The sequence below is a fragment of the Sphingobacterium cavernae genome, assembly GCF_008520265.1.
Classification (GTDB): Bacteria; Bacteroidota; Bacteroidia; order Sphingobacteriales; family Sphingobacteriaceae; genus Sphingobacterium; species Sphingobacterium cavernae.
Window position 1 is genome coordinate 75,845 of record NZ_VIQM01000108.1, and the last position, 14,927, is coordinate 90,771.

General features: G+C 36.3%; 14 protein-coding genes. 6 read left to right on the forward strand and 8 right to left on the reverse strand.

The genetic code is table 11. The features are described from left to right. Positions 1-66 precede the first annotated feature (66 nt). A complete protein-coding gene (locus FLS47_RS17280; RefSeq protein ID WP_149915571.1) occupies positions 67-420 on the reverse strand; it encodes a hypothetical protein in 354 nt (117 codons plus the stop codon). 169 nt (positions 421-589) lie between these two features. Between FLS47_RS17280 and FLS47_RS17285 the strand changes: the two genes are divergently transcribed. The 5 genes from FLS47_RS17285 (at position 590) to FLS47_RS17305 (ending at position 6,425) form a co-directional block, all read left to right on the forward strand. Continuing rightward, positions 590-1,462 (forward strand): AraC family transcriptional regulator, encoded by an 873-nt coding sequence (locus tag FLS47_RS17285; RefSeq protein ID WP_149915572.1) that lies wholly within the window; start codon positions 590-592, stop codon positions 1,460-1,462. An 82-nt stretch (positions 1,463-1,544) separates the two neighbouring features. Further along, on the forward strand, positions 1,545-3,329 hold the full coding sequence (locus FLS47_RS17290) for a DNA polymerase III subunit gamma/tau (protein WP_149915628.1): 1,785 nt from the start codon (positions 1,545-1,547) through the stop codon (positions 3,327-3,329). Between the two features lie 79 nt (positions 3,330-3,408). Further along, positions 3,409-4,188 carry a 23S rRNA (guanosine(2251)-2'-O)-methyltransferase RlmB gene (rlmB, locus tag FLS47_RS17295; protein WP_149915573.1) on the forward strand — a complete coding sequence of 260 codons (780 nt, stop codon included), beginning with the start codon at positions 3,409-3,411 and terminating at the stop codon, positions 4,186-4,188. A 2-nt stretch (positions 4,189-4,190) separates the two neighbouring features. Beyond that, a complete protein-coding gene (locus FLS47_RS17300) occupies positions 4,191-4,796 on the forward strand; it encodes an HPP family protein (protein ID WP_149915574.1) in 606 nt (201 codons plus the stop codon). A gap of 105 nt (positions 4,797-4,901) precedes the next feature. Beyond that, complete coding sequence (locus FLS47_RS17305) at positions 4,902-6,425, forward strand: glutamate racemase (RefSeq protein ID WP_149915575.1); 1,524 nt, start codon at positions 4,902-4,904, stop codon at positions 6,423-6,425. Positions 6,426-6,458: 33 nt separating this feature from the next. Here the strand turns inward: FLS47_RS17305 and FLS47_RS17310 are convergent, their stop codons facing one another. Together FLS47_RS17310 and FLS47_RS17315 are read right to left on the reverse strand one after the other, a co-directional pair. Beyond that, positions 6,459-8,228, reverse strand: a complete 1,770-nt coding sequence (locus FLS47_RS17310) for an AMP-dependent synthetase/ligase (RefSeq protein ID WP_149915576.1) — start codon at positions 8,226-8,228, stop codon at positions 6,459-6,461. A 70-nt stretch (positions 8,229-8,298) separates the two neighbouring features. Beyond that, positions 8,299-10,158: a DEAD/DEAH box helicase gene (locus FLS47_RS17315; protein WP_149915577.1), complete on the reverse strand. Its 1,860-nt coding sequence runs from the start codon at positions 10,156-10,158 to the stop codon at positions 8,299-8,301. A gap of 133 nt (positions 10,159-10,291) precedes the next feature. On the opposite strand from FLS47_RS17315, the gene FLS47_RS17320 reads away from it, so the two are divergent. Next, complete coding sequence (locus tag FLS47_RS17320; RefSeq protein ID WP_149915578.1) at positions 10,292-10,843, forward strand: hypothetical protein; 552 nt, start codon at positions 10,292-10,294, stop codon at positions 10,841-10,843. A 182-nt stretch (positions 10,844-11,025) separates the two neighbouring features. On the opposite strand, the gene FLS47_RS17325 is transcribed toward FLS47_RS17320, so the two are convergent. The 5 genes from FLS47_RS17325 to FLS47_RS17345 form a co-directional block, all read right to left on the reverse strand. Continuing rightward, on the reverse strand, positions 11,026-11,448 hold the full coding sequence (locus tag FLS47_RS17325) for a hypothetical protein (RefSeq protein ID WP_149915579.1): 423 nt from the start codon (positions 11,446-11,448) through the stop codon (positions 11,026-11,028). Beyond that, positions 11,448-12,425 carry a hypothetical protein gene (locus tag FLS47_RS17330; RefSeq protein ID WP_149915580.1) on the reverse strand — a complete coding sequence of 326 codons (978 nt, stop codon included), beginning with the start codon at positions 12,423-12,425 and terminating at the stop codon, positions 11,448-11,450. The genes FLS47_RS17325 and FLS47_RS17330 overlap by 1 nt, the downstream gene beginning before the upstream one ends. A 34-nt stretch (positions 12,426-12,459) precedes the next feature. Continuing rightward, positions 12,460-13,005: an RNA polymerase sigma factor gene (locus FLS47_RS17335; protein WP_149915581.1), complete on the reverse strand. Its 546-nt coding sequence runs from the start codon at positions 13,003-13,005 to the stop codon at positions 12,460-12,462. Positions 13,006-13,008: 3 nt separating this feature from the next. After that, positions 13,009-13,965 carry a transketolase family protein gene (locus tag FLS47_RS17340; RefSeq protein ID WP_149915582.1) on the reverse strand — a complete coding sequence of 319 codons (957 nt, stop codon included), beginning with the start codon at positions 13,963-13,965 and terminating at the stop codon, positions 13,009-13,011. A gap of 81 nt (positions 13,966-14,046) precedes the next feature. Beyond that, positions 14,047-14,895 carry a transketolase gene (locus FLS47_RS17345; RefSeq protein ID WP_149915583.1) on the reverse strand — a complete coding sequence of 283 codons (849 nt, stop codon included), beginning with the start codon at positions 14,893-14,895 and terminating at the stop codon, positions 14,047-14,049. Positions 14,896-14,927 lie beyond the last annotated feature (32 nt).

Sequence of the window (14,927 nt, forward strand, 5' to 3'; positions counted from 1 at the left end):
TTTAATTTCGCTACGACAAGCCACATAATTGTACTTAGTAAACATAAATTTTTGAGTTTTCGAATCTTATTTACTTACAAGAGGTGCCGAAACCAGCGCTTTATCTCGTGTAATTCTTAATTCATACTCAATTGTTTCCTTGCCTTTTACCAGTTTTACAATATAATGTCCTTCTGGGAAGGCATTTAGGTTGTAAACCTTAGTTAAAGGTTTGTCAGCTTTGATACTTTCTTTATAAAGTTCACCATCATATATGTTGTAGATAAATAAATCAACTTTTTCAAGTTCTTTTGTTGAAAGGACAATTGATTTTTCTTTATATGAATGAGGTTTTACCGATAATTTGATATCGTTGCTATAAGTTGCTGATGAAATTGCTAAAAGAGTAAGTAAAAAAGTTGATTTTAATAAATTTTTCATGACAAATAATTTTAAATGATTATTAAATAACTTACAATACAAATGTATAGCTGAAAAATGTATGATTTTTATGCAGTATTTTCTAATTTCTATGCTATATTGATGGTTTATCACAAAAAATAATCTTTAGTTAATTTCTTGTGAATTTTTATCTAACTTTCTACTCGTTATGAAAAAGATCAACCCAAGCTTTGAAGTAGTCGAGCCCTCTTTCGGTAGTTCTTTTGCTTATTCGAAATATATAGAGAATGAGAATAATAAGGCGCATGTCTGGCATTATCATCCTGAGATAGAGATTGTATATGTGCATGGTGGAGCCGGAAAACGACAAATAGGTAGTCATATATCCTATTATACCAAGGGAGACCTCTTCTTGATAGGTAGTAATCTACCACATTGTGGATTTACAGATACAAATACTGGGAATAAAAAGGAGACAGTAATCCAATTTAAGCCAGAGTTGTTTGGAAGAGAATTTATGATGCTTCCTGAAAACAAATTTTTAATTGACTTTTTTGAAACTGCAAAAGCCGGTCTAGCATTTAGTGCCACCACAAAAAAAGCTATTGGTTCTAAAATAGAAAATATGTTTGATCAGGAGCCATTTCAACGATTGATTAGCTTATTGGAAGTTTTGAAAGAGTTGGAATCAGCAGCTGATCACAAAATTCTCAATGCGTCTGGATTTATGGTAGAGTTGCAAGTGCAAGATAATGATCGGATTAATATGATATTCAATTATGTGAAAGATCATTTTACAGATGAGATAAGTTTGGATAAAGTTGCCGAAATGTCAAGTATGACCGTACCTTCATTTTGTCGATTTTTTAAAAAAGTAACCAATAAGACTTTTACGCGTTTTGTCAACGAATATAGGATTGTACATGCCTGCAAATTGTTAGCCGAAAAACCAATGAGTATTGTGAATATCAGTTATGAAAGTGGATTTCATAATTTTAGTCATTTCAATAAGTTGTTTAAAGCTTTTACGGGTAAAAGTGCTCTACAATATCGAAAAGAGCTACACACGATGATAAAATAACCTGGAAATCTTTAGAGAATAAAGGGATATAAGCACGTTTAATAATTTGATATGCCAAGTCAAATTAGCTATCTTTGTGATGATGGATAATTTCATTGTTTCTGCACGTAAATATCGTCCCGTTACCTTCGATTCTGTCGTTGGTCAATCTCATATTACGAACACCCTTAAAAATGCTATTCACAACAATCAGTTAGCGCAAGCTTTCCTTTTTTGTGGACCAAGAGGTGTTGGTAAAACGACTTGTGCACGTATTTTGGCAAAAACCATCAATTGCGAACAGATTTCTGAAAATACGGAAGCTTGTGGCACTTGTGAGAGTTGTAATTCTTTCCAAAATGGTGCTTCATTTAGTATTCACGAATTAGATGCTGCCTCCAACAATTCTGTGGATGATATACGAAGCTTGATTGAGCAGGTACGCATTCCACCGCAGACGGGCAAATATAAAATTTACATCATCGATGAGGTGCATATGCTATCTCAAGCCGCTTTTAATGCTTTCCTGAAAACATTAGAAGAGCCACCTTCGTATGCTATTTTCATTCTAGCTACTACAGAAAAGCACAAGATACTTCCGACAATTCTTTCGCGATGCCAAATCTTTGATTTTAATCGAATCAAAGTAGAGGATATGGCCAATCATCTGGCAAATATTGCGGCAAAAGAAGAGGTGACTTATGAGGCGGATGGCTTACATGTGATTGCACAAAAGGCAGATGGCGGTCTTCGTGATGCTTTATCGATGTTTGACCAAATTGTGAGCTTTTCGAATCGCAATTTGACTTATCAAGCTGTAATTGATAATTTAAATATTCTTGATTACGATTATTATTTCAAATTGATGCAAGCTATCGCGCAAGAAGACGCGGCAGATACGTTGTTAATTTTTGATAATGTGTTGAACAAAGGTTTTGATGGTGGGCATTTTATTGCTGGGTTGTCGAATCATATTCGCAATCTTTTGGTAACAAAAGAACCACGTACGTTAAAGCTTTTGGATGTAAGTGAGAATATTAAGAAAAAATATTTTGAGCAATCTTCTGCATTAAGTTCGGGATTGTTGCTTTCTGCATTGAACATTGCGAATCAATGCGAAATATCTTATCGCACGAGCAAAAATCAACGTTTACAAATCGAACTGGCTTTACTAAAGATGTGCCATTTGTCCTCCGCTATCAAGTTAGGAGTGAATGGGATATCAGCTACGCAAGTGGAACTAAAAAAAAAACTCCCTGAGTCAGTAAAATCAGCTGTGGCTTCTACACCGCAAACTCCTCAAGTAGCATCTAATACATCTTCAGCAACTAGTGCGCCAGCTCCTGTAAAATCTCCTATTCCAAGTCCTGTTAAGGCATCTGAGCCAGAGAAAAAATCATTTTCTTCAGGGAAAGGATGGGGAAGTTTCAAACCTTCTGTTGCGGTGCCGAGTTTGACTACAGTTTTTGAAGAAAAAACAACAGATGAATCCGAAGAATCCGATTTAGTACAAGGTAACGAGTTTCATGAAGTTACTTTCAATTCACTTATCAGTAAATGGAATACTTTGGCAGAAAAGCTAAAAGCTGAAAATCGTATTACGTTGTATACCATTATGACGGCCAACGAGCCGCGTCTGAATGGGAATATTATCGAGATCGATGTGGAAAATATGGTGCAAAGTGAACAGCTTAAAGAAGGAAAAATTGATATTCTTAATTACTTAAGGGTAGAACTTAAAAACTTTTCCTTGGATATTACGACACATCAACTTGAAAAGTCTGTTATCCGTAAAGCTTATACTTCCCAAGAAAAGTATCAGGTGATGGTGCAAAAGAATCCATCTTTGGAAACTTTGCGAAAAACATTCAATTTAGGTCTTAGCTAAATTTCTCTTTCTTATCTTTGTACAAAATTTTGGTAAATAGTTATTAAGCTACTTATCTCATTACTTATAATTTACAATAATGCAAAACAGTTTCCAACGTCGTGATCGCGGCGAACAACGAGAAAGTAATCAAATGGTTTTTGGTATTCGTGCTGTCATCGAAGCCATCGATAGTGGTAAAGAGATAGAATCTCTTTTTATCCAACGTGGATTGAGCGGTAGTTTACTGTTGGAATTGAAAGCATTAATCAAGGAAAATAACATTGGTTACCAACAAGTACCAGTTGAGAAATTGAATCGGATTACGCGCAAAAATCATCAAGGTGTAATCGCCGTTATTTCACCTATTATTTACAATAACATTGAAGATATTCTTCCTGAGATATATGAGAAAGGTGAAACGCCATTGTTGTTGATGTTGGATGGAGTCACAGATGTTCGAAATATGGGTGCTATTGCACGTACGGCAGAATGTGCAGGTGTACACGCGATTATTGTTCCGAAAAAAGGTTCGGCAGAAATCAATCCTGATGCAATTAAAACTTCAGCAGGTGCTCTTTATAAGATTCCAGTTTGTCGTCAAGATTCCTTAGGGAAAACAGGGCGTTTTTTAATTGATTCGGGAGTACAATTGGTAGTGAGTACCGAAAAAACGAAGGATTCTGTGTATGACGTAGATTATTCAGGACCTACTTGTATCATTATGGGGGCTGAAGATGTCGGTGTATCTGATGATTTGATTCGTATTTCGGATAAATTGGCAAAGATTCCGATGTTTGGTGAGATAGGTTCATTGAATGTCTCTGTTTCAGCAGGTGTGGTGATCTATGAGGCTATTCGCCAACGAAATAATAAATAAAAATGCTAAAGCAAAAACTACGAAGACAACTAAGAGTATATAAATACGTAGTTTATAAAGAAACATTAGTCGATTTTAAAGACCATTTCTGGTCTTTTGTCGGTGCTTTTATAGGGATTGGAATTATTGCTTATTTGCAATCCCTTCAACTTCCACAGTTAGAAAATCTATTTCTCATCGGTTCTTTTGGAGCTTCTTCTGTATTGATTTATGGTGCAGTGTACAGTCCTTTGGCGCAGCCAAGAAATTTGGTGGCTGGTCATGTTATTTCGGCAATTGTTGGAGTGACTGTAGCGAAAGTTTTTCCTGATATCATATGGCTCACAGCACCAACTGCTGTTGCACTTTCGATAGTTGCGATGCAGGTTGCTCGATGTTTGCATCCTCCAGGAGGAGCTACAGCTTTGATAGCGGTATCTGGTGGAACCAAGATTGCTGAGATGGGGTATATGTATGTGCTATCGCCTGTTCTTTCAGGGGCTTTGATTTTATTGGTGATTGCTTTAATTTTCAATAATATCACAAAAGATAGACATTACCCCGTTAAACACTCCCGCCTACGAAAATCACGAAGATTGCAATTGAAAAGAAGATTTGTGAAGCTATAAATATTCATATTTTCATTAACATCATTTTTCCCATTAAAAATAATGCAGGTTTGTAAAGGTTTGCTCTAAAAAACTATTAAATTAGCGCAATCAACCTAATGAAAAATGAATAAATCTTTTGCAGGTATATCACTTCTTGCGTGTTTATGCTTGAATGTCCAAACTTCTTTTACACAAGAAAAGTCAAAAATTGAGGATAGTATTTTGGCTGATAGTAGCAGTTTCTATTATATCGATTTCTCTAATTATTCCCGGCCTTTACATCAATTGCCGATAGGCGTTTTTGATTCAGGAACTGGTGGATTGACTGTGCTGGACGCCTTAGTGAATTTTGATCAGCATAACAATATTTCTAAGGAACGAGGTGCGGATGGAGCTTCTGATTTTTCATCTGAAAAATTTATCTATCTCGCAGATCAAGCCAACATGCCGTATGGCAATTACAATGCAACAGGTAAAGATGATCTATTGAAAGAACATATTATTAAGGATTTCCAATTTCTGTTAGGGAATAAATATTACCAATCTGGTACAAGCACATCTTATTTATCGAATAAGGAACAAGTCAAAGCTATTGTAATCGCGTGCAATACAGCTACGGCTTACGGTTATGAAGATGGTCTATCCTTTGTGAAAAAAACAAACTTGGATATCCCAATTATTGGCGTGATAAACGCAGCTACACGTGGAACGCTTTCTTTCTTTGATAAAACCGAAAATTGTGCAATAGCTGTTTTTGCGACAGTCGGTACTATTGCTTCCAGAGGATATGAGCGTACTTTAAAACAACAAATTGCGGAAGGTAATTTCAGTGGAAATATTCAGATTTTTAATCAAGGAGGTTACGGTTTGGCTGAGGCGGTGGATGAAGAACCTGATTTTATTCGAAAAAATACTAATGTCCCGCAAGATGCTTATCGTGGACCTTCCTTCGAAAATCCAAATTATACGATTGATAAAGCGTTGTTAGATGTTTATAATTTCAAAAATGAAGGAAACAGTTTATTATGCGATAATAAAAATATAGACGAATGTTCGATAATTCAGCTTAATGATGCAGAAAATTATGTGCGATATCATCTTGTTTCTTTATTGGAGCAAATGCGAAAATCGAAAGACCCACAACCTTTAAAAGCTATTATTTTAGGCTGTACACATTATCCATATTTAATCAAAGAAATTATTAAAGTCTTTGAGGAATTAAGGAGTTATAGGGGAGGTGATGGAAGATATAATTACAAGCATTTGATAGGAGAGAAGTTGCACATAATTGATCCTTCCGTGTATGTAGCTCAGGAGCTATATTCGGCTTTAGAGACTAAGAAGTTATTTAATGCAAGTAAACAACCATTATTACAGCAGTCAGAATTTTATATTTCTGTTCCAAATTTGACAAATTCAAATGTTAAGTTGGATAGCGCGGGACGATTTACATACGATTATAAATACGGTAGAACTCAAGGCGAAATTCAAGAATACGTGAAGTCTGTCCCTTTTGATCGAAAGAATATTTCTGCCGAGACTTTAAAACGCTTGGAGACTATGATTCCGAATACCTATAAACTCATTCAAAGGTTTTCGAAGGAAAATCCAAAAACTAATCATCTAAAATCGGAAAATAAGATTTAAAAATATAGCCTTCACGATTGTGAAGGCTATCCTTTAAGAATAAATTTCCTTATAATTTACTAGATATTTCTCAATAATTTTCTTGCGTTTCATCTTCAAAGTAGGTGTCAATTCACCACCTTCAATGGTGAATTCATTTGGAATGATAGCGAATTTTTTGATTTGCTCCCATTGTCCGAATGCTGAATTGACTTTGTCAATCTCTTGCGTAATCTTATGTTTAATTTTATCATTCAGAATAAAATTTTCCTGCGCTAATTTAGATAATTCAGGAGCGTTAACTTTCGCCCATTCCAATAAGTTTGTATAGGAAGGAACGACAAAGGCAGCGGGGAATTTTTCGCCATCGCCAATTACCATAAATTGTTCGATATATGGCGATTCGACCATTTTGGATTCTATAGCCTGAGGAACTACATATTTGCCACCAGAAGTTTTAAACATTTCTTTCTTGCGATCGATGATTTTTAGGAACTTACCATCCACCCATTGTCCAATATCACCTGTATACAACCAACCGTCTTTAATAACTTCCTGTGTCGCTTGTGGATCTTTGTAATAGCCCAACATCACATTGTCTCCTTTGGCAAGAATTTCACCATCTTCGGCTAATTTGATTTCGATATTGATTAGTGGTAAGCCAACAGTTCCGATTTTCATTCCGCGTTTGAAATCATTAACCGAAAGGCAAGGGCCACCTTCTGTGAGTCCATATCCTTCGTAAATCATAATGCCTGCAGCCATATACAATCTTATCAAACGCTCTTGTAATGCTGCTGAACCTGTCGCAATACCCTTTATCTCGCCACCCAAAGCTTCTTGCCATTTTGAAAAAATTAATTTACGTGCGATAGCAAGTTGCAAATTATAACCCCATGTTCTTTTAGAATTATCTAAATCATATTTTTCACCTAAGCCAATAGCCCAAAAGAAGAGTTTATGTTTTATTCCAGTGAGCGAATTACCAGTAGCCATAATTTTGTCAAACACTTTTTCCAATACACGAGGTACAGCAGAGAAAATATGTGGTTTGACTTCCTTCATATCAGCACCGATTGTTTCCATCGATTGTGCATAATAAATCGTCAAGCCTTTGTACATATAGACGTAATGAAACAAGCGTTCATAGGCATGGCAGACAGGAAGAAACGATAAGGCACGATCGTATGCAGTTACTGGAAAGGAATATTCACTACTCATCATATCCGCTAAAAGATTCTTGTGTGTTAGCATGACACCTTTGGGACTACCAGTGGTACCACTGGTGTAAATGATCGTGGCAATATCTTCATTTTCGATCGCGGATTTACGTGCAGCAAGTTCCTTATCAGAAATTACTTTTCCTGTTTGGGGTATCATGTCCCAATTGGGATATAAAGATCCTTCATCCAAAATAAAAGTATGTTGCAATTGTGGTATGCTCGGTCTAAGTTCATTTATACGTTCATATAAAGTCTTAGAACTTATTATTGCAAGCTTGATTTCGGCATGATTGAATATATATGAATAGTCGTTGTCCGAAATGTTTGGATAAAGTGCGACAACCACAGCGCCAATTTGTTGTGTTGCGAAGTCTATTAAAGACCATTCAATTCGATTTTCACTTACGATACCTATTTTATCATCGGGTTGTACACCTAGTGCGATAAGACCTTTTGAAATCTGATCGACTTTTTTTTGAAAGTCCAAGTTTGAAATTTCTTTCCAGTGGTTATTTTCTTTGTGTGAAAAAATCGCGGAAATAGGGTAAGTGTGTTGTCTGTAGTTGACTAAGTCAAATACACGTGTAGGCTCGTTATTCATAAGCAATATCACAAAAAAATAAGGCTACCCAAAGTAGGTAGCCTTACAAATTTACGCAATATTCTTAAGATTAATATCTGCTTTTCGATTCGCGTTTTTTGCCAGAGAAATCACGGAATCCGCCATTATCTCCGCCGCTGCGCTCTCTTCTTTCGCCGCCACCGAATCCACCACGACGGTCACCGCCACGATCTCTTCTTTCGCCGCCGAATCCACCACCACTACGCTCACCACGAGGTCTTCCTCCACGGTCACCGCCTCTTGAAGGACGACCACCACGATCTCCGCGATCCGAACGACCTTCGCTAGCGCCAGATACTTCGATACGTACTTGACGTCCGTTGTAATCTACACCTTTGAAACCATCGAATACTTTGTTAACTTCTTCGTCTTGAACTTCGAAAAATGTGAAAACACCCTTCAAATCAATTTTACCGATAGACTTGCCAGTAATATTTGCAGTATTACAAATAAATCCTAACATATCTCCACGGCTGAACTCATCTACAGAACCTAAGTTCATAAACAAGCGAGTGTAACCTTTAGAGCTCTGACGAGGTCCACGATCATCTCTTTCACGTCTATCGCCACTAATTTCGCGAGCTTCGATGTTTAAGTCCGGAGAATTTTTGTAGTATTCTAAGAATCTATTAAATTCTAATGATGCAAATCTTTTTACAATCTCCTCTTTTGATAAAGATTCAAAACCTTCCATAATAGCAGGCATGAATGGATTGATTTGATCTTCGTTAACCTCTACATTATTAACTTTGTTTATGATAGTCAATAACTGTTTTTCAACAACATCAGCACCTTGAGGTACTTGCATTTTAACAAAAGGTTTACCAATTACTTTTTCAAGTTGACGGATTTTACTTTGCTCTTTGATGTTGATTAATGAGATTGAAATACCAGTTTTACCAGCGCGAGCCGTACGACCCGAACGGTGTGTGTAGTTTTCAATTTCATCAGGTAATGAGAAGTTAATAACGTGTGTCACGTCATTCACATCGATACCACGTGCAGCTACGTCTGTTGCGATCAACATTTGTAAACTACGGTCACGGTAACGCTTCATTACTTTATCGCGTTGTTGTTGTGATAAATCACCGTGTAAAGCATCCGCATTATAACCATCTTTGATTAATGCTTCAGCGATTTCTTGCGTTTCGATTTTAGTACGACAGAATACGATACCAAAGATTTCTGGATTAGAATCAACGATACGTTTGAATGCTGCGTATTTATCTCTCGCTTTTACCAAGAAGTATTGGTGTTCGATATTTGCATTACCTGTATTTTTTGTACCTACAGTTAATTCAAATGGATCAGTCATATACTTCTGAGCGATACGACGTACCTCTCTTGGCATAGTTGCAGAAAACAACCAAGTTTTTTTGTCCTCAGGAGTTTCTGATAAAATGTTGTTGATGTCTTCTTGGAAACCCATGTTTAACATTTCGTCCGCTTCATCTAATACAACATATTTTACGCTAGAAAAATCAATTGCATTTCTGCCAATGATATCTAACATACGACCTGGGGTCGCTACTACAATTTGCACACCGCGTCTAATCTGACGTAGTTGGTCACTGATATTTGCACCTCCATATACAGCAACAACATGTACGTTATCGATGTATTTAGCAAATTTTTCTAAATCTTTAGCGATTTGTAAACACAACTCACGTGTAGGGCACAAAATTAATGCTTGTGGGTGTTTTTGAGAAAAGTCTAATTGCTCTAATAATGGAAGACCAAATGCCGCTGTCTTACCTGTGCCGGTTTGGGCTAATCCGACAAAATCGTCGCTACCAGTCAATAAAACAGGAATGGCTTTTTCCTGAATTTCAGAAGGTTTCTCGAAACCTATTTCTGAGATGGCTTTAACAACTTCCTCACGGATTCCCAGTTCTAAAAATGGGTTCATGAAATAAATTATACAATAGGCACTATTGCCTAAGGCGTTGCAAAGGTATGCAAAACATTTGATATACACAATAGTATATTGTTTTAGTTTTGAACTATATTCGAAAATTCAAAATTATTTATTCATTTATCTTATGAAATATCTTATTTTATTATTTCTTTTTATTAATCAGGCTGTTATAGCACAAGAAAAACCTAATTCTAAAATCTTTTTGGATCAGTTCAAGCCATTTGAAGGACAATATTTCGAAGGTGAAATAGTGGAAGGCGGAAAAGAGGGGGATGGTTTTACAGGAAAACGATTGCTTATGCAAGTAATGTCTTACGAAGATCGTGAAGTAAAACTCCCATTCTATGTCGGCGAAGACAAATCTAGAACTTGGATTTTAAATTATTCCAATAATGTTATTACCCTGAAACATGATCACAGACACGAAGATGGTTCTCCAGATAAAGTAACGTTCTATGGCGGCACATCACCTAATGAAGGAGCAAAGCACATTCAAGTTTTCCCAGCGGATAATGAAACTTGTGAACTTATTGATTATGCTTGTCAAAATGTGTGGTGGATTACCATGGATGGTACTACATATACCTATAATTTAAGAAGAATTGGATCGGAAAGAATATTTACTGTAAAATTTGATTTAACCAAGCCTGTTAATTCTAATTATAAACCTTGGTAAATACATTTTAAAAAAACGAGGCTTTCCAAAAAGTATAAAATGAAAAATTTAAAATATGATTTTAGCAAAAAGCTATTTTATTTGGTAATGAAAAATGCAAAAAATTAAATTTTGAAACACTAATTTAAGAAAGTGTAAATAAGTAAAGAGGCTGTTTAACCTTTTTTAGACAGCCTCGTTCTTTATTCTTTTTTTCTATTTTGAATCTTACTTCGTAGTAAGTTGAAAAAATCTTCTTCGACTTGAAAAAATTGTGAAGCTCGAGTTTGTCCTATGAATTTTGCAAAGTCAGCACGATAGGCTTTTTTGAGTTCAACTTCTTTCACATCATATGCAATTACATCACGTTTTTCGGGATTTAAAGAATTTGCACCTTCTGGTGTACGTTGAGCACCTCTTTTAGCACGTTTTAATTCCCACATCTCTTTATTGTATTGATTGTATATCGGAAAAAATCGTTCAGCCTCTGCAGGTGTTAATTTCAATTCTTTTGTAATATATGCTATCTTTTCGCTTTCAATAGCCTCAAAATTGCGTTGCGCAAAAGAGAAGTGTGTTATAAAAAGCAAACAAATAGTAGTAAGTGTATATTTAAAATGTAACATTATAGCATGTAATTTAAATAATCTTCAATTTCATCGTCATCAATATTTGAATCTAATTGTGTTTTCTCGTCATCATTATACTCATCAGACGCGAACTCTGCCAATTGGATTAAATCTTCTCCTTCAGAAACTTGAGCTAAATAACCGAGAATTTCTTCGTCACTTATGTTCTCCAAATTCACATCTGAAGATGCCACCTGCTGTTGCAATTGTGGATTTGAATTGCTGTTTTGCAAACCAAAATAAGCTCCACTACCAACAATTATAGCCACCGCTGCTGCTGCGTATTTTTTCCAAATCGGACGTTTTGGCAATGTAATTACCTTAATTTTTTCTGGTATATCACCTACGGTTTTAGCAAGGATGTTATCAGATAACTGATCAAAATATCCAGTTGGAACAGCAAAATGTTCTTTACCTAAATCTTTTGACCATTTTTCAATCAATATACGGTCTTCAATTTCTGCGGTCGCTTGAGTAAAATATTCCGTAGGAACCGTAAAACCTGTATCATTCCCAATTGTATCGCGAAGATTCTGCTCTGCGATTTTAGCGAAAATACTTTCTTCTGCTTTCGCAAAATAATCTTCAGGAATTTGATATTCTAAAGTTGGGCTGAAAGATTTTAAATTTTCTTCTGCTAAACGCCCTTCGATAGTTTGACCGAATTGTTCGAAATATTGATCTGGTACAATAAAACCTTCTTCACTTACTTTATCCTTCAAATCTTGTTCGGCAATTTTTGCGAAAATATTATTTTCTAATGTATCAAAATAGCCTTCAGGAACTTTCGCTTCTGTAGCATTTGATTCATCATTTTCGTTAAAATCACGCAGACTTTCAAGCATAATTTGATGTAAAATTTGGTTTTCTTGCTCCGCAAAGAAATTAGTAGGAATGGCAAAAGGATTTACACGCAATGAATCTGGTAGATTTTTGCCTCCTAATTCTTCGTTATATGTGTTATTTTCCTTCATGAGTCCTATATAGATGTCTTTAATATCCGAAGGTTTAATCTTGGCTATTAAAAAAATGTTCTATTTTTTTGACGGCTAGGTGGTATGATGCTTTTAATGCACCAACACTAGTCCCTAAAATACTAGAAATTTCATCATATTTCAAATCTTCGAAATATTTCATATTGAAAACCAAGCGTTGCTTTTCTGGTAATGTAAGTAAAGCTTGTTGCAATTTCATCTGCGCTTTATCGCCGTTGAAATAGCTGCCATCTGCTAATGTTTCGGATAAATACGATGAATTGTCGTCATCCAAGGAAACATTGTTTTTTTGCTTTTTCTTATTTAGAAAAGTGATGCATTCATTCGTTGCAATTCTGTACAACCATGTATACAATTGAGAATCTTCTCTGAACTTATCTAAATTACGCCATACCTTTACAAAGATATCTTGGGTCACGTCATCCGCATCGTCATGATCGATGACCATGCGTCTGACATGCCAATATATTTTTTGCTGATATTTCTTCAACAATTGTTTGAAAGCCGCTTCACGCGAACTTTCATCGGCAAACATGGATATTATTTGCGCGTCTTCCATTTATTATTTTTTTCTGCTAATAACTTTTTGAGCTGCAGCAACAATGTTAGCGGCATTCAAACCGTATTTTTCCATCAATTGTGCTGGTGTTCCTGACTCGCCGAAGCTATCATCCACAGCTACATATTCTTGTGGAGTTGGTAAATGTTGAGCCAAAACTTGTGCTACGCTATCACCTAAACCACCTAGACGGTTGTGCTCTTCAGCTGTTACGACACAGCCTGTTTTCTTAACTGAGGCTAAGATTGCTTCTGCGTCCAAAGGTTTGATTGTATGGATGTTGATAATCTCCGCATCGATGCCTAATTTTTCCAATTCTTCACCTGCTTGGATAGCTTCCCATACCAAGTGACCCGTAGCGATGATTGTTACATCTTTACCTTCATTTAGCATCACAGCTTTACCAATTTCGAAAGTTTGATCTGCAGGTGTAAAGTTAGGTACAACTGGTCGGCCGAAACGTAGGTAAACAGGTCCTTCGTATTCTGCTACCGCAATAGTCGCAGCTTTGGTTTGATTGAAGTCACAAGGGTTGATGACAACCATTCCTGGCAACATTTTCATCAAACCAATATCCTCTAAAGTTTGGTGCGTCGCGCCATCCTCACCCAAAGTAAGACCTGCGTGCGAAGCAGCAATCTTAACATTTTTGTTCGAATAAGCGATAGATTGACGGATTTGATCGTATACACGTGCTGTAGAAAATTCAGCGAAAGTACCTGTAAAAGGAACTTTTCCGCCGATAGTTAATCCAGCTGCAATACCCATCATATTTGCTTCTGCGATACCAATTTGGAAAAAACGCTCTGGAAATTCTTTAATAAAAGCATCCATTTTCAACGAGCCTACCAAGTCAGCACACAATGCTACTACATTTTCATTCTTTTTTCCGGCTTCCAGTAAACCAACACCGAAACCTGAACGTGTATCTTTAGATTCTGTAAAAGTATATTTTTTCATGTTTGTCGTAGTATTTAGATGTTAGTAGTTAGTATTTAGAAAATAATCTAATATCTAACATCTCATATCTAAAATCTATTATTAATAATCGCCTAATGTTTCTGGTAATTGATTTAAAGCACTAGCTAATTGCTCGTCATTTGGAGCTACGCCATGCCATTTGTGTGTACCCATCATGAAATCAACTCCTGAACCCATTGCTGTATGCAATAAGATAACAACAGGTTTACCTTTTCCACTACGTGATTTTGCTTCTTCGATACCAGCTACTACCGCAGCCATATCGTTACCTTTTTCTACATCTAAAACATCCCAACCGAAAGCTTCCCATTTTGCTCTCAAGTTACCTAAAGACAAAACTTGATCTGTAGAACCATCAATCTGAGCGCCATTATAATCTACAGCAGCGATAATGTTGTCCATTTTGTTGTGAGGAGCATACATCGCAGCTTCCCAAACTTGACCTTCTTGCAATTCACCATCACCCATCAATACATAAACAAGACTATTGTCTTTGTTTAATTTTTTAGCTTGAGCTGCCCCAATAGCAACCGAAAGACCTTGTCCTAATGAGCCCGAAGCAATACGGATACCAGGTAAGCCTTCATGCGTAGTCGGGTGACCTTGTAGACGTGTATTGATCTTACGGAAAGTAGCCAACTCACTTACTGGGAAATATCCAGCGCGAGCTAATGTACTGTAAAATACAGGTGAGATGTGTCCATTTGACAAAAAGAATAAATCTTCACCAGCACCATCCATATTGAATGATGGGTCGTGTTTCATAGCATGAAAATATAACGCTACGAAATAGTCTGTACAGCCTAATGATCCCCCTGGGTGGCCTGATTGACATCCGTGTACCATACGTACGATGTCACGTCTTACTTGTGTTGCAGTCTGTTCAAGTTTATTGATATCTACACTCATTTTGATTGTTTTATACAAATTTATGCGTGTAA